The organism is Sanguibacter biliveldensis (assembly GCF_033798665.1).
GTDB lineage: Bacteria > Actinomycetota > Actinomycetes > Actinomycetales > Cellulomonadaceae > Sanguibacter > Sanguibacter inulinus.
Genome location: NZ_CP138359.1, coordinates 3,257,546 through 3,274,230, shown reverse-complemented (window position 1 = coordinate 3,274,230; position 16,685 = coordinate 3,257,546). Strand labels below are relative to the sequence as shown.

Annotated in this window: 17 protein-coding genes; 14 read left to right on the top strand and 3 right to left on the bottom strand. The window is 71.3% G+C overall.

Translation table 11 applies throughout. From position 1 onward, the window contains the following. The first annotated feature begins 3 nt into the window (after positions 1 to 3). The 4 genes from tsaB to tsaD all read left to right on the top strand — a co-directional run bounded on the left by tsaB (position 4) and on the right by tsaD (position 3,381). Positions 4 to 711 carry a tRNA (adenosine(37)-N6)-threonylcarbamoyltransferase complex dimerization subunit type 1 TsaB gene (tsaB, locus tag SANBI_RS14245; RefSeq protein WP_319156166.1) on the top strand — a complete coding sequence of 236 codons (708 nt, stop codon included), beginning with the start codon at positions 4 to 6 and terminating at the stop codon, positions 709 to 711. Then, positions 711 to 1,349 (top strand): GNAT family N-acetyltransferase, encoded by a 639-nt coding sequence (locus SANBI_RS14240; RefSeq protein WP_319156164.1) that lies wholly within the window; start codon positions 711 to 713, stop codon positions 1,347 to 1,349. The genes tsaB and SANBI_RS14240 overlap by 1 nt, the downstream gene beginning before the upstream one ends. Beyond that, a complete protein-coding gene (locus SANBI_RS14235) occupies positions 1,346 to 2,239 on the top strand; it encodes a sulfurtransferase (protein WP_319156162.1) in 894 nt (297 codons plus the stop codon). Before SANBI_RS14240 ends, SANBI_RS14235 begins: the two co-directional genes overlap by 4 nt. A 98-nt stretch (positions 2,240 to 2,337) precedes the next feature. After that, complete coding sequence (gene tsaD, locus SANBI_RS14230) at positions 2,338 to 3,381, top strand: tRNA (adenosine(37)-N6)-threonylcarbamoyltransferase complex transferase subunit TsaD (RefSeq protein ID WP_319156158.1); 1,044 nt, start codon at positions 2,338 to 2,340, stop codon at positions 3,379 to 3,381. Positions 3,382 to 3,541: 160 nt separating this feature from the next. On the opposite strand, the gene SANBI_RS14225 is transcribed toward tsaD, so the two are convergent. Then, a complete protein-coding gene (locus SANBI_RS14225; protein ID WP_179912111.1) occupies positions 3,542 to 4,678 on the bottom strand; it encodes a glutamate--cysteine ligase in 1,137 nt (378 codons plus the stop codon). Between the two features lie 2 nt (positions 4,679 to 4,680). Then, on the bottom strand, positions 4,681 to 5,988 hold the full coding sequence (locus tag SANBI_RS14220; RefSeq protein WP_319156155.1) for a class I SAM-dependent methyltransferase: 1,308 nt from the start codon (positions 5,986 to 5,988) through the stop codon (positions 4,681 to 4,683). A 192-nt stretch (positions 5,989 to 6,180) separates the two neighbouring features. Here SANBI_RS14220 and SANBI_RS14215 point away from each other — a divergent pair, with 192 nt between their 5' ends. From SANBI_RS14215 to groES, 8 genes are all read left to right on the top strand, one after another. Next, a complete protein-coding gene (locus SANBI_RS14215; protein ID WP_319156153.1) occupies positions 6,181 to 7,002 on the top strand; it encodes an HAD family hydrolase in 822 nt (273 codons plus the stop codon). After that, complete coding sequence (gene phnD, locus SANBI_RS14210; RefSeq protein ID WP_319156151.1) at positions 6,999 to 7,970, top strand: phosphate/phosphite/phosphonate ABC transporter substrate-binding protein; 972 nt, start codon at positions 6,999 to 7,001, stop codon at positions 7,968 to 7,970. The genes SANBI_RS14215 and phnD overlap by 4 nt, the downstream gene beginning before the upstream one ends. Next, positions 7,967 to 8,770, top strand: a complete 804-nt coding sequence (gene phnC, locus SANBI_RS14205) for a phosphonate ABC transporter ATP-binding protein (RefSeq protein ID WP_056128803.1) — start codon at positions 7,967 to 7,969, stop codon at positions 8,768 to 8,770. Before phnD ends, phnC begins: the two co-directional genes overlap by 4 nt. Continuing rightward, the gene (gene phnE / locus SANBI_RS14200) at positions 8,767 to 9,666 is read left to right on the top strand and encodes a phosphonate ABC transporter, permease protein PhnE (RefSeq protein ID WP_319156148.1); all 900 of its coding nucleotides are present in this window, start codon (positions 8,767 to 8,769) and stop codon (positions 9,664 to 9,666) included. The genes phnC and phnE (SANBI_RS14200) overlap by 4 nt, the downstream gene beginning before the upstream one ends. After that, positions 9,663 to 10,493 (top strand): phosphonate ABC transporter, permease protein PhnE, encoded by an 831-nt coding sequence (gene phnE / locus SANBI_RS14195; protein ID WP_319156146.1) that lies wholly within the window; start codon positions 9,663 to 9,665, stop codon positions 10,491 to 10,493. The genes phnE (SANBI_RS14200) and phnE (SANBI_RS14195) overlap by 4 nt, the downstream gene beginning before the upstream one ends. Further along, on the top strand, positions 10,490 to 11,500 hold the full coding sequence (locus SANBI_RS14190; protein WP_319156144.1) for a MurR/RpiR family transcriptional regulator: 1,011 nt from the start codon (positions 10,490 to 10,492) through the stop codon (positions 11,498 to 11,500). The genes phnE (SANBI_RS14195) and SANBI_RS14190 overlap by 4 nt, the downstream gene beginning before the upstream one ends. 71 nt (positions 11,501 to 11,571) lie before the next feature. Beyond that, entirely contained in the window at positions 11,572 to 12,219 is a 648-nt protein-coding gene (locus tag SANBI_RS14185; RefSeq protein ID WP_319156142.1) for a DUF1684 domain-containing protein, read from the top strand. A gap of 253 nt (positions 12,220 to 12,472) precedes the next feature. After that, positions 12,473 to 12,766, top strand: coding sequence for a co-chaperone GroES (gene groES / locus SANBI_RS14180; protein WP_056128811.1), 294 nt, complete (start codon positions 12,473 to 12,475; stop codon positions 12,764 to 12,766). Between the two features lie 309 nt (positions 12,767 to 13,075). On the opposite strand, the gene SANBI_RS14175 is transcribed toward groES, so the two are convergent. Next, the gene (locus tag SANBI_RS14175) at positions 13,076 to 13,381 is read right to left on the bottom strand and encodes a WhiB family transcriptional regulator (RefSeq protein ID WP_012867840.1); all 306 of its coding nucleotides are present in this window, start codon (positions 13,379 to 13,381) and stop codon (positions 13,076 to 13,078) included. Between the two features lie 348 nt (positions 13,382 to 13,729). On the opposite strand from SANBI_RS14175, the gene SANBI_RS14170 reads away from it, so the two are divergent. Then, positions 13,730 to 15,022, top strand: coding sequence for a MerR family transcriptional regulator (locus SANBI_RS14170; protein WP_319156137.1), 1,293 nt, complete (start codon positions 13,730 to 13,732; stop codon positions 15,020 to 15,022). A gap of 107 nt (positions 15,023 to 15,129) precedes the next feature. After that, positions 15,130 to 16,653: an IMP dehydrogenase gene (guaB, locus tag SANBI_RS14165; RefSeq protein WP_056128814.1), complete on the top strand. Its 1,524-nt coding sequence runs from the start codon at positions 15,130 to 15,132 to the stop codon at positions 16,651 to 16,653. The last annotated feature ends 32 nt before the right edge of the window (positions 16,654 to 16,685 follow it).

The following is a 16,685-nucleotide window of genomic DNA, read 5'->3' as shown; positions in this document are numbered from 1 at the left end:
GTCGTGGCAGTTCTAGCGCTCGACACGTCAGCGGCGGTGGCCGTCGCTCTCCTCGACAACCTCGGCACGCAGCTCGCTGCACGCCGGGTGGTCGAGCAGCGCCGCCACGCCGAGCTCCTCGCCCCGATGATCCAAGAGGTCCTCGCGGAGGCCGGGATCACCCCCGGTGACCTCAAGGCGATCGTCGTCGGTACGGGCCCGGCGCCCTTCACAGGGCTGCGGGTCGGGCTGGTCACCGCACGCACCATGGCACGGGCTCTCGAGATCCCGGTCTTCGGCATCTCGAGCCTCGACGCGATCGCCTCCGAGACGGCTGAGGTCTTCGACCTGCCGCACGACGCCCACGTCCTCGTGGCCGCCGACGCACGGCGCCGCGAGGTCTACTACGCCCGCTACACGGTCGACGAGGTCGGGGTGCTCGGTGCCCGCGCCGTGCACACCACGGCAGGACCCGAGGTCGGCACGGCTGCCGACGTCGTCGCCGCAGGCCTCGCCGAAGGTGCCGTCGTCGTCGGGCAGGGCACCGAGCTGTACGCCGAGGCCTTCGAGGGCACGAGCACCCGCGACGGTGCGCCGTGCCTGCCCGACCCCGCGTACCTGGCCCGCCTCGCCCTGGCCCGGGTGTCGCAGGGCGAAGAGCTCTCGAGCGAGCCCCTCTACCTCCGGCGCCCGGACGCGCAGGAGCCCGCCGCCCCGAAGCGGGCGACCTGATGCCAGGCTCCGACGGGTCGTCGACCCTCGGCGGCGGGCGGACCGTCGCCCGGGTCCGCCCCCTGCGGGCGAGCGACCTGCCACGGGTGGTCGAGCTCGAGGTCGAGCTCTTCGGCCGCGGTGCGTGGAGCCACGGCATGCTTGCCGAAGAGCTCGGTGGCCTCGGTCGCTGGTACGTCGCCGCCGAGGAGGTCCGCCTAGACCGGGCGGGTCCCGGTGACCTGGTCGGCTACGCGGGACTGTGGTTCGACGGCGAGATCACCCAGGTGATGACCCTCGGGGTCGCGACCCGTGCCCAGCACTGCGGGATCGGCTCGCAGCTGCTCACGGCCCTCGTCGAGAGGTCTCGCGAGATCGGCGCGACAGGCGTCCTGCTCGAGGTGGCCGTGAACAACGCCGCCGCGATCACCATGTACGAGAAGTTCGGCTTCGTCAGGCTCGGCCTGCGCAAGCGCTACTACCAGCCCGAAGACGTCGACGCGTGGACGATGCGACTCGACCTCGCCGCAGCGGCGGACTCGGGCGGTGCTCCTGAGACCACGTCCGCACCGAGCCCGTCGTCTGCACCGAGCCCCTCGGTGGTCTCCGACCCCGCAGGCGCAGCGGCCGCGGCCGCGGCCCGGGCGGGCACAGCATGAGCGACCACACCGTCGACCTCGACGAGCGGCGAGGCCGCGTGATCGTCGGCCCCGCAGGCCTGCAGGGGCTGCTCGACTCGGGCAAGCCGCTGACGATCCTCGACGTGCGGTGGGCTCTCGGCCGCAGCGACGGCCGCGCGCAGTACGAGTCGGCTCACGTCCCCGGCGCGGTCTTCGTCGACCTGGAGACCGAGCTCGCAGGCCCAGCATCGCCAGCAGCCGGTCGGCACCCGCTGCCCGGGCTCGATTCCCTCGAAGACTCCGCTCGCAGCTGGGGTGTCCGGCGCGGCGTCCCGGTCGTCGTCTACGACGACGTGTCCGGCATGTCGGCCGCGCGGGCCTGGTGGCTGCTCCGCTGGGCCGGTGTCGACGACGTGCGCATCCTCGACGGTGGTCTGAGCGCCTGGCGCGCTCGCGGTGGCGCTGTCGAGAGCGGCGACGTCGTCGTCCCCGAGAGCTCGATCGTCCTGACCCCGGGCCACATGCCCGTGGTCGACGCCGACGAGGCGCAGCGGGTCGCGGCGACAGGTGTCCTCCTCGACGCGCGTGCCGGCGAGAGGTTCCGCGGAGAGGTCGAGCCCGTCGACCCCCGTGCCGGCCACATCCCTGGTGCGGTCAGCCTGCCGACGGCCGGCACCCTCGACGCCTCGGGCCGCACGCTCACGCCGGAGGCCCTGCTCGACAGGTTCGTCGCCGCGGGCGTGCTGAGCGGCGCACCGCACCTGGCGTCGGGGGAGGACCAGCAGCTCGCGGTCTACTGCGGCTCGGGTGTCACGGCCTCGCACCAGGTCGCCGTCCTCGCGAGCCTCGGCATCGACGCGGCGCTGTACCCGGGCTCGTGGTCGCAGTGGTCGAGCGACCCGGAGCGCCCGGCGGCCGTCGGCGCCTGAGCCGGCGAGTTCTCCAGCCCCAGCCGCCTCCCGACGAGGTCAGCGTCACGGCCGGTCCGGTGCCAGGCACAGCCCTCCCGTGTCCTAGGCTGGGGAGCATGTCTGCGCCCCTCATCCTCGGCATCGAGAGCTCGTGCGACGAGACCGGTGTCGCGCTCGTCCGCGGGAACGACCTGCTGGTCGACGCTGTCGCCAGCTCGGTCGACGAGCACGCCCGCTTCGGCGGCATCATCCCGGAGGTCGCCTCCCGTGCGCACCTCGAAGCCATGGTCCCTACGCTCGAGCGCGCGCTCGCCGAGGCCGACGTCAGGCTGTCCGACGTCGACGCGATCGCCGTCACCGCCGGACCTGGTCTTGTCGGCCCGCTGACAGTCGGCGCCTCGGCCGCCAAGGCCCTCGCGGTCGCGCTCGGCAAGCCCTTGTACGGCGTCAACCACGTCGTCGGGCACGCAGCCGTCGACCAGCTGGTGCACGGGGAGTTCCCCGAGCGGTTCATGGCGCTGGTCGTCTCGGGTGGGCACTCCTCGCTGCTGCTGGTCGACGACATCGCGACCGACGTGACAGAGCTCGGTTCGACCCTCGACGACGCCGCGGGCGAGGCCTTCGACAAGGTCGGCCGTCTGCTCGGGCTGCCCTACCCGGGTGGGCCGCACGTCGACAGGCTCGCCCGCGAGGGTGACCCGACGGCCATCAGGTTCCCGCGCGGTCTGACCGCCGCGAAGGACCAGGCCAAGCACATGTACGACTTCTCGTTCTCCGGTCTCAAGACGGCCGTGGCCCGGTGGGTCGAGGCGCACACCGACAGCGGGGCACCGCTGCCGACCGCCGACGTCGCCGCGTCCTTCGCGGCAGCCGTGGCCGACGTGCTCACCGCCAAGACGATCGCGGCGTGCGAGCGCAACGGCGTCGACACCCTCGTGATCGGCGGGGGATTCTCGGCCAACTCGCAGCTGCGCGACCTCGCCGCCGAGCGGTGCGCGCAGGCTGGCATCACGCTGCGCATCCCGCCGATCCGCTACTGCACGGACAACGGCGCGATGATCGCCGCGCTCGGCTCCGCGGTGGTACGCGCAGGGGTAGCCCCGTCGGCCCTCGACATCCCCGTCGACTCGTCGATGCCCCTCACCACGGTGAGCGTCTGAGGCGAACCGTCTGGGGCCGAGCCCTGGGCACCAGGCTCCTCAGGGCGGCGTCCCGGGGCTCCTCGGTGCCGAGTGCCCGGACCGCGCGGGCAGACTGACGACGGGGTGCTCTTGCGGGACGCAGCCTCAGGGGGATCCCGGGATCCCGGGCCCCCGAGCGTCACAACGGCTTGCCGGCTCGCATCTCGGCGACGAGCGACGCCACGACGGCGTCGAGCTCTCCACCGTTGCGGCGGGCGACGGCGCGCTGGCGCTGGTAGCCGGCACCCTTGCGCATGATCGTCCGGATGCCGTCGAGCTCGTCGAGGCAGCCCAGACGCCGGGCGACAGGCTCGAGCTCGACGAGCAGCCTCGAGATTGCGTCCGTGACGAGCTCTTCGTTGCCGGCCCTGTCGAGGATGAGGATCGCGTCCATGCCGTAGCGGGCCGAGCGCCACTTGTTCTCCTGGGCGAACCACGGCTGGATGGTCGGGAGCTCCTTGCCCTCGTCGAGCATCGTCGACAGGTGCTCGACCAGGCAGTGGTTGAGGGCCGCGAAGGCGAGCACCTCGGTGATGTTCGAGGCGCCGTCGCAGATGCGCGTCTCGAGGGTCCCGAACCTGGGAGAGGGGCGCAGGTCCCAGCGGACCTCGTCGAACTGGTCGATGACACCCGTGTGCATCATGTCGGCCACGTAGCCCTCGAGCTGCTCCCACTCCTCGAACTGGAAGCCGAGACCGGCCGTCGGCAGCTGCTGGAACATCAGCGCGCGGTTGGACGCGTAGCCGGTGTCCTTGCCGCCCCAGAACGGGCTCGAGGCCGAGAGGGACTGGAACAGGCCGAAGTACCCGAGCATCGCGCGGGAGATCGGCAGGACCTTGTCGCGGTCTTCGATGCCGACGTGCACGTGCACGCCGTAGATGAGCATCTGGCGGCCCCACCACTGGGTGCGGTCGATGAGGGTGGCGTAGCGCTCCTTGTCGGTGACCTTCTGCTGGGCCCACCGGGCGAAGGGGTGCGTGCCGGCGCACATGAGCTCGACCCGCAGTGGGTCGGTCAGCTCGCGGATCTCGTCCATGCTGCGCTCGAGGTCGTCGCCCGCCTGGCGGACCGTGCGCGAGACGCCCGAGACCACCTCGACGGTGTTGAGCAACAGCTCTTGCCGGATGTGCGGGTGCTGCGAGCCGTCGGCCGGGGTCACGGCGTCCAGGACGTGCTGGGCGACCTGGCGCAGGTCACCGGAGTCCTTGTCGACGAGGGCGAGCTCCCACTCGATCCCGACGGTCGACCGCTCTGACGTGGCGAAGGGCAGGTGCATGGTCACTCCGAGTCTGACGGGGGAGAGGTGAGCGGCGCGACGGGCTGCCCGGGGTGGCCGAGGGGCTCGACGACCAGGATGTGCTGGGCGCCGGCGACGCGGGTGAGGACGAGCGTAGCCTCGGCCGAGCCCTTGAGCGCGAGCTGGGCGCGCAGCGACTCGGGCGTGACGGCGGTGCCACGCTTCTTGATGGTCACGCGTCCCACGTCGCGGGCGCGCAGATAGCTCTTGAGCCGCTTGACGCCGAAGGGCATGGTGTCGAGCACCCTGTACCCCGTGGCGAGCGGGACCTGCTCGCCGTCGTCGAGCCTCTCGTCCGTCGTGACGTACGCGATGGTGCGGTCGAGCAGGCGGCCGTGGAGCGCGCGCGAGACGTCGGCGACCAGGCCGGCGCGGATGACCGCCCCGTCGGGCTCGTGGAGATAGCGGCCGACGCCCTCGACGCCGTCCACGGCCTCGGGCAGGGACTCACCCTCGCCGGTCCCGGTGGCGATCCCGTCGCCGCGGTACGTCCTCGCGAGGGTCTGGCCGCCCTCGGTGCGCAGCAGGAGCGCGGAGCGTCCGGGACCGTCGGGGGCGAGCGGCCCGAACCACAGACCGGCCTCGACGACGTCCCCGTCGACCGAGACCCACTGTGCCTCGCAGTCTGCGGGCAGTCCCTCGTGGGGGATCCCGGGGCCGACCTTGATGCCGACGGCCGGGACCTGCGACCGCAGCGCCCACACGTCGTCGAGGGCGGGGGCGTAGGCCTTGGGGTCGAAGATCCGCTTGCCCGAGCGGGTGCGGCGGGCGGGGTCGGCGTAGATGCCGCCGGTCCCGTCGGTGAGGCCCTCAGCGGCGAGGTCGAGCGTGAGGCCGTCGGCATGCCGGACCACAGCCTCGGGGAAGGCTCGCAGGTTCACCGTCGCCACGGCGGCTGTCGCCTCGTCGAGGTCTGTCGCGACGACCTTGAGGCCGACGCCCGCGAAGGCCATGGAGTCCGCACCGATCCCGCAGGTGAGGTCGGCGACCGTCGTGATGCCTGCGGCGAGGTAGCGCTGCGCGTGGTGCGCGGCGACCACGAGACGGGTCGCCTGCTCGAGGCCGGCCGGGGTGAAGAGCATCCCGTCGGCGAAGGGCCCGAACTTGGCCTCGGCCTTGGCGCGCAGCCGCGACTGGGTGAGGACGAGCGCGACGACCTCAGGGTCGAAGCCCTTGGCGCGCAGCCGCTCGGAGAGGACCATCGCGAGCTTCTCCTCGTAGGGCGGGAGAGCGTTGAGCAGGGCCCACGCCTCCTGGTCGAGCAGCTTGGCGAGCGCGGACGGTTCCATGCGGTGATCTTTTCACGACTGCGGCGGGTGCGCTGCGAGGTGGGGCCGCCGCAGGACGGACCACCACCCCGTACCGTCCCGGGAACGTCATGCGGTGTTCACCCCGCCGTAGCCAAAGCGTCCATACGCTCCTCCTAGTGTGGACATCGCGTCCACAGCCGTGGTGCGCACAGCACCGGCTCCGGAGGGCACGTGACGAGAACGGCACGCGACCGCGTGATCATCTTCGACTTCGACGGCACCATCACCGTCGGGGACGGCCCCGTGCTCGCCTACGCAGAGCAGGTCGCGGTCCGTCTCGCACCTGGTCTCGCCGACGGCTTCCGGGCAGCCGTCACGGCAGGTCTGCACGGCCGCACAGGACTGACCGGCTCACCGGCAGCCGCACCGGTCGACGACTACGACCTGGTCCGCCAGGTCGCCGTCGGCCATGGCGCTGACGGCGCCGTGCTCTCGGCCGCCTACCTGGCCAGCCGCGAGCTGCTCGCGACAGAGCACGCCGTGATCTCGGCCCCGGTCCTCACCCGGTCGGCCGGCAGGACCACCGCAGGGCACGACGACCTCGCCTCGTGGCTGCGCAGGCTGAGCACGCAGGCCTACCTGGTGCTCGCCACGAACGCCCCGGCCACAGGGCTCGACAGGGCGCTCGCGGTCCTCGGGGTCACCGACGCCTTCGACGAGGTCCGCACCTCGGTCGGCAAGCCCGCCGGGATGCACGCCCTGGCTGACGAGATGCTCGCCCGCGGCCCCGTCCTGAGCGTCGGCGACGTGTGGCACAACGACCTCGAGCCCGTGTGGGCCCGCGGCGCCGCGACAGCGCTCCTGACCCGAGGCGGCGTCGGCGACGTCCGGGCGACCTACAGCGCCGACACCCTCGACGGCCTCGTCCCCGGCATCACCGCCTGGGCCGCAGCCGACCTCGAGCCCCACCATCTGCATCAGCCGCCACCTGCACGTCCCGTCCAGCACCTCACCACCGCAACCTCCGCAACCACCGCAAAGGCAGACCTGTGAAGCTCACGAAGCTGGCACTCACCTCCGTCGCACTCCTCACCCTCGGCTCCCTCGCCGCCTGCAGCTCGGAGGCCTCGGGCAGCACCGACGGCAGCCCCGCTGCCGACCCGACGTCGCTCACCCTCGCGCTCGTGCCCTCCCAGGACCAGGGGGGTCTCGTCGACACCGCGAAGCCGCTCACCGACTTCCTCACCGACGAGCTCGGCATCGAGGTCACCGGTGTCGTGTCCAAGGACTACCAGGCCGCCGTCGAGGCCATGGGCGCAGGACAGGCGCAGATCGGGTTCCTGCCCTCGCTCCAGCTGTGGCAGGCCTCGGACATGTACGACGCCTCGGTCGTCCTGCAGACCGAGCGCAACGGGAACATCTCCTACCCGGCCCAGCTCATGACGAACAACCCCGACAAGTACTGCGACGACACCCCCGTCGAGCGCGACGGCAAGCTGTTCTGCAACGGCGCCGACGCCCTCGTGGGACCGGCCGGTCTCGACTCGATCACCAAGGTCGAGGGTGCGAAGGTCGCGCTCCTCGGCCCCGGCTCCCCGGCCGGCTACATCTACCCGGTCCTCGCGCTGAAGAACGCGGGCATCGACACCGACACCGGGATCGAGCAGATCCCCGTCACCACCAACGACGCGAGCGTGCTGGCCGTCTACAACGGCGACGCCGAGGTCGGCTTCAGCTTCTGGGACGCCCGCGACATCGTCGCCAAGGACGTCCCCGACGTCGGCCAGAAGGTCGTCGTCTTCGCGCTGACCGACGAGATCCCCAACGACGGCGTCGCGCTCTCGGCCGACCTCTCGCCCGAGCTGCAGGACAAGATCACCACGGCGCTCGCGGACTACTCGAGCACCCCCGAGGGATCGAAGATCCTCACGGACATCTACTCCATCAGCAAGCTGGCCCCGGCCGACCCGAGCACGCTCGACGTCGTGGCGCAGGCAGCCGAGAAGCTCGGTCTCCAGTGACTCTCGCTCCCCAGCAGGTGACGTCCCGCTCCTGGCCGGTCCGGGTGCGGGACGTCACCGTGCGCTACCCCGGCGGCGTGACCGCCCTCGACGGCGTGACCCTCGACATCGAGGCCGGTGAGATGGTCTCGGTCGTCGGCCTCTCCGGCTCGGGGAAGTCCACGCTCATCCGCACCATCAACGGGCTGGTCCCGGTGACCTCGGGCGAGGTCACCGTCGGCGAGCACACCCTCGGCAGGCTCTCCGGCCGCCAGGCCCGTGCCGTGCGCGGCAGCATCGGGATGATCTTCCAGAGCTTCAACCTCGCCAGGCGCACGACGGTCCTCAACAACGTGCTCGTCGGACGCCTCGCGCACACCCCGACCTGGCGCACCCTGCTCGGTGCCTACACGGCGGCCGACAAGCAGCTGGCCTTCGAGGCGCTCGACAGCGTCGGCATCCTCGACAAGACGTGGCAGCGGGCCTCCAACCTCTCGGGCGGGCAGCAGCAGCGCGTCGCGATCGCCCGTGCCCTCACGCAGCAGCCACGGATCGTCCTCGCAGACGAGCCGGTCGCGAGCCTCGACCCGCCGAGCGCCCACGCCGTCATGGGGGACCTGCGCCGCATCAACACCGAGCTCGGCATCACCGTGCTCACCAACCTGCACCTGCTCGACCTCGCCCGCGAGTACGGCACCAGGATGATCGGGCTGCGTGCCGGCAAGGTCGTCTACGACGGCCCGGCGGCGACCGCGAGCGACGCCGTCTTCGAGGAGATCTACGGGCGCAGCATCCGCCAGCAGGACGTGCTCGGCGGATGAAGACGACACAGACCCCCAGACCCGGGGCAGCGGGAGGGATGCCGGCCGCAGGAGGGGCTCAGGGAGCGGGAGGGACGCGCACCGCAGGTGACGGTACGGCCGGCCGCCCTCCGCTCGCCGTACCGCCCCGTCCGGCGGGGCGCTGGAAGCCGTGGGCCGCGCTCGCCGTCGTCCTGGTCCTCACCGCAGCGACCCTCAGCCCGTGGGCCATCGGCTTCGACGCCGACGCCATCGCGCGGAACTGGCGCAACGGTGCCGACAGGATCGTCAGGCTGTTCAGCCCCGACTGGTCGTTCTTCCCGCGGACCGTCGAGCCGATGCTCGAGACCCTCCAGATGGCCGTCGTCGCGACTGTCGTCGGGGCAGCCGTCGCGCTGCCCGTGAGCATGTGGGCTGCGCGGCCCACGAACCCGGACCGCTGGACACGAGGCGCCGTGCGCCTCGCGCTCAACGTCGTCCGGGCCGTCCCCGAGCTGCTCTACGCCGCCGTGCTCGTCGCGATGGTCGGTGTCGGCGCGCTCCCCGGGGTCATCGCCCTCGTGCTGTTCAACGTCGGGATCGTCGTCAAGATGGTCTCCGAGACCATCGACGGCTCCGACCGCGGCCCCCTCGAGGCCGGTCGCGCCGCCGGCGGTACCCAGACCCAGATCAACAGGACGATCGCCCTGCCGGACATGCTGCCGAGCTTCGTCAACCAGACGCTCTACGTGCTCGAGCTCAACGTCCGCGCGTCGAGCGTCCTGGGACTCGTCGGCGCCGGAGGTCTCGGGCTCCTGGTCGACGCCGTGCGCACGTACTACAGGTACGACCAGCTCTCGCTCATCATCCTCGAGATCCTGGTGGCCGTGCTCGTCATCGACCTCGTCAGCTCGATCGTCCGCCGGAGGCTCGTATGACCACCCTCGCTCCCACGCGCACAGGACCGGCCGCGGTCACCGCACCTCGCCGGCCCGTGCGAGTCCTGCGCGCCGTGGCCCTCACCGTCGCCACGGCGACAGCCCTCGTCGCCTTCTGGTCGATCGACATCCAGTGGTCACGGCTCGCCAGCCTGCCCGGCCAGGTGGTCCACTACCTCGACCTCATGTTCTCCGCGCCGTCGTGGGACAAGCTCCCCGAGGCCCTGCGACAGACCCTGCGCTCGGTCGAGATGGCCTGGCTGGGGACTGTGCTCGGCATCGTCGTGTCCTTCCCGCTGAGCTTCCTCGCCGCACGCGGCTACGGACCCGCACCTGTGCGAGGCGCGCTCCGCGGTCTCTTCTCGCTCATCCGGGCTGTCCCCGAGATCATCATCGCGATCATCATCTTGTCCGTCACCGGCCTGACCCCGCTCACCGGGGCGCTCGCGCTCGCGGTCAACAGCGTCGGGACGCTCGGCAAGTGGGGCTATGAGTCCGTCGAGGGCGTCGACCACGGTCCTGTCGAGGCCGTGCGTGCCGCGGGCGGCTCGACGGTCGAGGCGCTGCGCTGGGGTGTGTGGCCGAGCGCGGCGACGGACTTCTTCTCGTTCTGGCTCTACAGGTTCGAGATCAACGTGCGCGCCTCGGCCGTCCTCGGGCTCATCGGCGTGGGTGGGATCGGCGACATGCTCACCTCGTACACCCAGTACCGTGAGTGGTCCACCGTCGGGGTGCTGCTGATCGTCGTCGTGGTCGTGACGATGGCGATCGACGCGGTCTCCGCCGCGGTGCGACGCCGCCTCACCGACGGGAGCACAGGACGATGAGCGCTACCCTGCCCGCCACGGGTCCCGGCGCAGACCACCCGACGGTCACCGCCGATGGCGCCGAGCCTGCCGCCAGCACGACCAGCAGCTCGACGCCTGCCGCCAGCACGACCAGCGCAGAGCCTGCCGCCAGCACGACCAGCAGCTCGACCGACACGGACCTCGGGCCCGACGTCTGGCCCTCGGTACGGATCGCGACGGTCCGCAACGCCCTCCAGCCGACTGAGCGACGCGTGGTCGACCTCGTCCTCGACGACGTCGCAGCGGCCGTCGAGGCGACGGCGCAGGAGATCGCCGACAGGGCGGGGGTGGCGCGGTCGTCGGTCATCCGCACGTGCCAGCGGCTCGGCTATCGCGGGTATCCCCAGCTGCGGGTGGCGCTCGCCCGTGAGCTCGCGCTGGGCGCCGAGCCCCCGGCCCACCCCGACACGGCCCTCGGCCGTGTGAGGACGCACGTCGAGTCCCTCGCCGCGACCCTCCAGCAGATCACCAGCGTGCTGTCCGACGAGCACGTCGAACGAGCCGTCGCCCTCTGCGTCGGCGCCGGGCGGGTCCTTGCGACGGGCAACGGCCTCTCGTCGCCGCTCGCCGCCGATCTCGCCCTGCGGCTGACGGCCGTCGGGCGACCGACCGAGTGCGTGGCCGACCCGATCGGCCAGCAGATCGCCGCCGCCCAGCTGACCCCGTCCGACCTCTGCCTCGTCGTCTCCGGGTCGGGGGCCAGCGAGTCGAGCCTGCGGGTCGCGCGTGCGGGGCGTGCCGCCGGCGTCCCCGTGGTGGTGCTCACGAGCTTTGTCGAGTCGCCTCTCACAGCCCTGGCCGACGTGGCCCTGGTCGTCGGCCCAGCGGCGGGCTCGTTCCGTGCCGAGCTCGAGCACACGTCGCGGGTCCCGCACGCGATCGTCCTCGAGGCCTTCGTCGAGGTCGTCGCCGACAGGTTGGGGGAGCGGTCCCGGCAGGTGCGCTCGCGGGTCCTCGACGTGCTGAGCACCAACCTCTCGGACTGAGCGCGCCCCACCCGGTCGCGGCCACGGCCTGCCTCGGGAATCATGGGACGGTCCCGACCACGGAGGAACCCATGACACCCGCAGCGCAGAGCGTGCTCGCCGTCGCCGACTGGCGACGCAAGACGGCGGCGATCTACGCCCAGGTCCGGTCCGCCGCGGCCGAGGACCCGGCGGCCGCCCATGCGCTGTGGGTCCGTGCCCGCGACGAGATGTTCGCCTCGCACCCGGCCTCGGCCCTCGGTCCCGAGGCCAAGGCAGTATTCGCTGGCCTCGACATCGCCCCCTACGACCCGGCGTACCGCTTCGAGGTCGAGGTCCAGGACGCACCCGAGGGACGGATGGACGTCGCCACGGGGACAGACGGCGTGGTGCCCTTCGAACGGGTCGGGCTCGTCGAGCTCGACGGTCTGGGGACGCTGTCGCTCTGGGCGCTGCGCTCCTACGGCGGCGGGATCTTCGTGCCGCTCAAGGACTCGAGCGCCGGCCAGGACGGCGGCACCTACGGCGGCGGACGCTATCTGCTCGACACGATCAAGGGCGCAGACCTCGGCCAGGGCGCCGGCGGGCGGCTCGTGGTCGACCTCAACTTCGCCTACAACCCGTCGTGCGCCTACGACGCGGCATGGGCCTGCCCGCTCGCCCCGCCGGACAACACCCTCGCGGTGCCTCTGCCCGTGGGGGAGATGGCTCCGGCGAAGCACCTCGTCGCGGACCTCTGAGACACGGCGTGGGGTGTTCCCAGCGCTGCAGCACGCTCACCAGGAGCGGATGCGCTGCTGCCGAGCGAGGCGATGGCTCCGCCGAGGGCTGAAGCAGGACGGCAGGCTGGCACTCGCCTTGACCGAGTGCTAACTCCGGCATAGATTTGCTCGTGGTTCCACGTAGCTCCTGACCGACCCCCGCGACGGCGGCCCGGTGCGAGCGTGGCGGCCATGAACTGTCCCTCATTTCTCTGCGAAAGGGGAGGTCCGCGTGTCGGTCTCCATCAAGCCGCTCGAGGACCGGATCGTCGTCAAGACTCTCGAAGTCGAGCTGACCACGCCCTCCGGTCTCGTTATCCCTGACACCGCCAAGGAGAAGCCCCAGGAGGGCGAGGTCCTGGCAGTCGGCCCCGGTCGTATCGACGACAACGGCAACCGCGTCCCGCTCGACGTCTCTGTCGGTGACAAGGTCATCTACAGCAAGTACGGCGGCACCGAGGTCAAGTACGACGGCGAGGAGTTCCTCATCCTCTCCGCCCGCGACGTGCTCGCAGTGATCGGCTGATCACGCACCACGCGCGACGAAGGGCCCCACGACCGATGGTCGTGGGGCCCTTCTGCATCCCGGGGCAGGCCCCGGCATCGGCGGCTTCAGCGGCTCGAGAGGGCCGGACCGCGAGAGTCGAGAGAACCGGACGTCAAGAGTCGAGAGGGCCCGACCACACGAAAGGGCCTACGACGAGAAGAGCCCCACGACGAGAAGATCCCCACGACACGAAGGGCCCCACGACCGCAGTCGTGGGGCCCTTCGTGTACGCCTGAGCTCTGGGTGCTCGCGCTGACCGACTCAGCGTGAGCTGGAGGTCTGCTCGGGTCAGCCGACCCGGCGCGTGGTGGTCGAGGCGGGCATCGCGGCGAGCGCGGCTGTGCGCTCGTCCTCGCTGAGGCCGCCCCAGACTCCGTAGGGCTCACGGACACGGAGCGAGGCCTCGCGGCACTCCATCATGACCGGGCACCCGTGGCAGATGGCCTTGGCGGCCTCGGCGCGGCGGCGGCGGGCTGCTCCGCGCTCGCCCTCCGGGTGGAAGAACAGCGTGTCGTCGACGTCGCGGCACGAACCCTGGTACTGCCACTCCCAGAGGTCCATCACGGGGCCGGGGAGGCGGGAGAGCTCAGTCATGGTCGTACCGTCCTTCTGAGTGTCGATGAGGGGCGATAGGCCCCGGTCGGTGCATCTGCCCAGGACCTCGGTCCCGGGTGATCTGTGACTAACTTAGAACCGATCCAGCAGTTGTTCAAGTCGCCGACCGGATGAGAAACGATTCACCGCGCCATCTATCGTCCAGAATCCGGTCCGGTACCACCTCGACGCCTCTCTGTGAACTGCGGAAACCCGCCATCTTCGGTGTCTCTGCAGGTCGCTGGCCCATGCGGCTCGACGTGAGATGAACAACTAGCGAACAACTTCGGGCGTCTCGCGGAGGGGTGCCAGGTGGCACGACCTCTCAGATCTCGGCACAATCGACTCATGAGCACAGGTCGACCGGCACAGGGAGAGACCGGCGGCGACCCTGCCGACGGCACGACGCCCGACGAGATCACGGACCAGGTCAACGAGCCCGGCCTCGCCGTGGCAGCCGTGGCACGCAGGCTCGGGGTGGCTCCGGCGACGTTGCGCACCTGGGACCGTCGCTACGGCCTGGGCCCCTCGGAGCACTCCGCAGGTGCCCATCGCCGGTACTCGAGCGACGACGTCGCCCGGCTGATGGTCATGCGCAGGCTCGCGCTCGAGGGCGTCGCCCCCGTCGACGCCGCGCGGGCAGCGCTGGCCGTCGACCTCACGACCACGAGCAGCGAACAGCTCGAGGATGAGCTGCGCGAGACCATCGCCCACGTCGACGAGGAGAGCCAGCGCCACGGTCGCCGCGGCGACCCGATCACTGAGGCACCGCGACGCCTCGTCGGTCTCGACGGAGACGCTCAGGGTGAGGGGGCCCTCGCGTCCCGCCCCACGGTCGCGGGCGACGCCGACACCTCGGCCGGTGCTGCAGCCGCGCAGGTGTCCTCCTTCCCGGCAGGTCCCCGCTCTCTCCGCGGCGCCGAGCCCGAGGCCCCTGACGCCGACCCCGGCCAGCAGCGGCCAGCCCTTCGACTGGCGGCCCCGGTCGACTCGACCGTCACCTCGATCGACGTCATCGACGCGGTCCTGCGCGGCAACGTCGCCGCGACAGAGCGCCTCCTGGCCCTCGACGTCGACGAAGACCCTGCCCAGTGGTGGCTGACGCTGGTCGAGCCGACCCTGCGCAAGCTCGCAGCCCGGACCGTCCTGGCCAAGCCCGGCGAGGCGCCCGAGATGCTGCTCGCCTCCGCGACCCTCAAGGTGATCGCGGACTTCATCCGGGCCCGCGAGGAGAAGACCGCGCAGGAGACCGGAGTCAGGTCGCCGCACCCGAGCCAGATGAAGAAGATCGTGCTGCTCTTCGCCGCTGCCGACGACGCGCAGCCGCTCGCGATGCACGCCCTCGCCGCGGCCCTCGTCTCGCAGGGCGTGACCGCCCGGATCGTCACCGGACCCGCGAACGCGCACCGAGCCCTCGAGCTCGTGACCATGGTGCGACCCGTCGCCACGGTCCTGGTCACCTCGCTGTCGCGCCCCGAGCTCGGGATCGTGCACGCCCTGCACGAGACGCACCCCGAGCTCTCGGTGTTCGTCGGCCTGAGCAGCGACGACGCTGCTGCCGACCTCCCGCAGTCGCGGTTCGTCAGCAGGGTACGCAGCTTCCAGGGTCTGCTCCACGAGGTCCTCGCCGTCGCGGTCTGACCTCTCCCTGGGTGCCTGCGTGCGCGTGCCGGAGGACCGTCGGGCAGGACCGGTCCTGTGAGCGGACAGACACCGGGTGCTCCGTCGGCGGTGCGTAGACTCCTGACATGAACTCGTCGAGCAGCGCGCAGCCCCACGACCCCTTCGGATTCATCGGACTCACCTACGACGACGTGCTCCTCCTCCCCGGAGAGACAGACGTCATCCCCAGCCAGGTCGACACGACCGCGCGGCTGACGCGAGAGATCTCGGTGTCGATCCCGATGCTCTCCGCAGCGATGGACACCGTCACCGAGTCGCGCATGGCGATCGCCATGGCCCGCCAGGGCGGCATCGGCATCATCCACCGCAACCTCTCGATCGAGGCGCAGGCCAAAGAGGTCGACCTGGTCAAGCGCTCCGAGTCCGGGATGATCACCGACCCGGTGACCGTGCACCCCGACGCGACGCTCGCCGAGCTCGACGCCCTGTGCGGCCAGTACCGCGTCTCCGGCCTGCCCGTCGTCGACCCCGACGGCCTGCTCGTCGGCATCATCACCAACCGTGACCTGCGGTTCGTCTCGCCGGGCGACTTCGCGCACCGCAAGGTCCACGAGGTCATGACCAAGATGCCGCTCATCACCGGCCCTGTCGGGATCTCGCGCGACGACGCCGCGGCGCTGCTCGGCACGCACCGCATCGAGAAGCTCCCCCTGGTCGACGACGCCGGTCGCCTCCAGGGCCTCATCACGGTCAAGGACTTCGTCAAGTCCGAGCAGTACCCCGACGCGACCAAGGACGGCGAGGGTCGCCTCGTCGTGGGTGCCGCGATCGGGTTCTTCGGAGACGCGTGGGAGCGTGCGACGACCCTCGCCGAGGCCGGCGTCGACGTGCTCGTCGCCGACACCGCGAACGGGCACGCGCGCCTGCTGCTCGACATGATCCGCAAGCTCAAGGCAGACCCGTTCTTCAAGGACGTCCAGATCATCGGCGGCAACGTCGCGACCCGTGCTGGTGCGCAGGCCCTCGTCGACGCGGGCGTCGACGCCGTCAAGGTCGGGGTCGGACCGGGCTCGATCTGCACCACCCGCGTGGTCGCCGGTGTCGGCGTCCCGCAGATCACCGCGATCTACGAGGCGTCGCTCGCCTGCAAGCCGGCCGGCGTCCCGGTCATCGGCGACGGTGGCCTGCAGTACTCGGGCGACATCGCGAAGGCGCTCGTCGCCGGGGCCGACACCGTCATGCTCGGCTCGCTCCTGGCCGGCTGCGACGAGAGCCCGGGGGACCTTGTCTTCGTCAACGGCAAGCAGTACAAGCTGTACCGAGGCATGGGCTCGATCGGTGCGATGGCCTCGCGCGGCAAGAAGGCCTCGTACTCCAAGGACCGGTACTTCCAGGCGGACGTGGCCAGCGACGACAAGATCGTCCCCGAGGGCATCGAGGGTCAGGTGCCGTACCGCGGCCCGCTCGGAGCCGTCGCGCACCAGCTCGTCGGCGGTCTGCACCAGTCGATGTTCTACGTCGGTGCGCACACGATCCCGCAGCTGCAGGAGCGTGGCAACTTCGTCCGCATCACCCCGGCCGGTCTGAAGGAGTCGCACCCTCACGACATCCAGATGACCGTCGAGGCCCCGAACTACACGGGCCGCTGAGCAGGTCTCGTCGAGGCAGTCCCGTACCGCTT

What these genes read in the sequence shown, in the direction of transcription:
- SANBI_RS14240 (WP_319156164.1), top strand. Translation starts at nt 711, where the DNA reads ATGCCAGGCTCCGACGGGTCGTCGACCCTCGGCGGCGGGCGGACCGTC.
- SANBI_RS14235 (WP_319156162.1), top strand. Translation starts at nt 1,346, where the DNA reads ATGAGCGACCACACCGTCGACCTCGACGAGCGGCGAGGCCGCGTGATC.
- tsaD (WP_319156158.1), top strand. Translation starts at nt 2,338, where the DNA reads ATGTCTGCGCCCCTCATCCTCGGCATCGAGAGCTCGTGCGACGAGACC.
- SANBI_RS14225 (WP_179912111.1), bottom strand. Translation starts at nt 4,678, where the DNA reads ATGCACCTGCCCTTCGCCACGTCAGAGCGGTCGACCGTCGGGATCGAG.
- SANBI_RS14220 (WP_319156155.1), bottom strand. Translation starts at nt 5,988, where the DNA reads ATGGAACCGTCCGCGCTCGCCAAGCTGCTCGACCAGGAGGCGTGGGCC.
- phnE (WP_319156148.1), top strand. Translation starts at nt 8,767, where the DNA reads ATGAAGACGACACAGACCCCCAGACCCGGGGCAGCGGGAGGGATGCCG.
- phnE (WP_319156146.1), top strand. Translation starts at nt 9,663, where the DNA reads ATGACCACCCTCGCTCCCACGCGCACAGGACCGGCCGCGGTCACCGCA.
- SANBI_RS14190 (WP_319156144.1), top strand. Translation starts at nt 10,490, where the DNA reads ATGAGCGCTACCCTGCCCGCCACGGGTCCCGGCGCAGACCACCCGACG.
- SANBI_RS14185 (WP_319156142.1), top strand. Translation starts at nt 11,572, where the DNA reads ATGACACCCGCAGCGCAGAGCGTGCTCGCCGTCGCCGACTGGCGACGC.
- SANBI_RS14175 (WP_012867840.1), bottom strand. Translation starts at nt 13,381, where the DNA reads ATGACTGAGCTCTCCCGCCTCCCCGGCCCCGTGATGGACCTCTGGGAG.
- SANBI_RS14170 (WP_319156137.1), top strand. Translation starts at nt 13,730, where the DNA reads ATGAGCACAGGTCGACCGGCACAGGGAGAGACCGGCGGCGACCCTGCC.
- guaB (WP_056128814.1), top strand. Translation starts at nt 15,130, where the DNA reads ATGAACTCGTCGAGCAGCGCGCAGCCCCACGACCCCTTCGGATTCATC.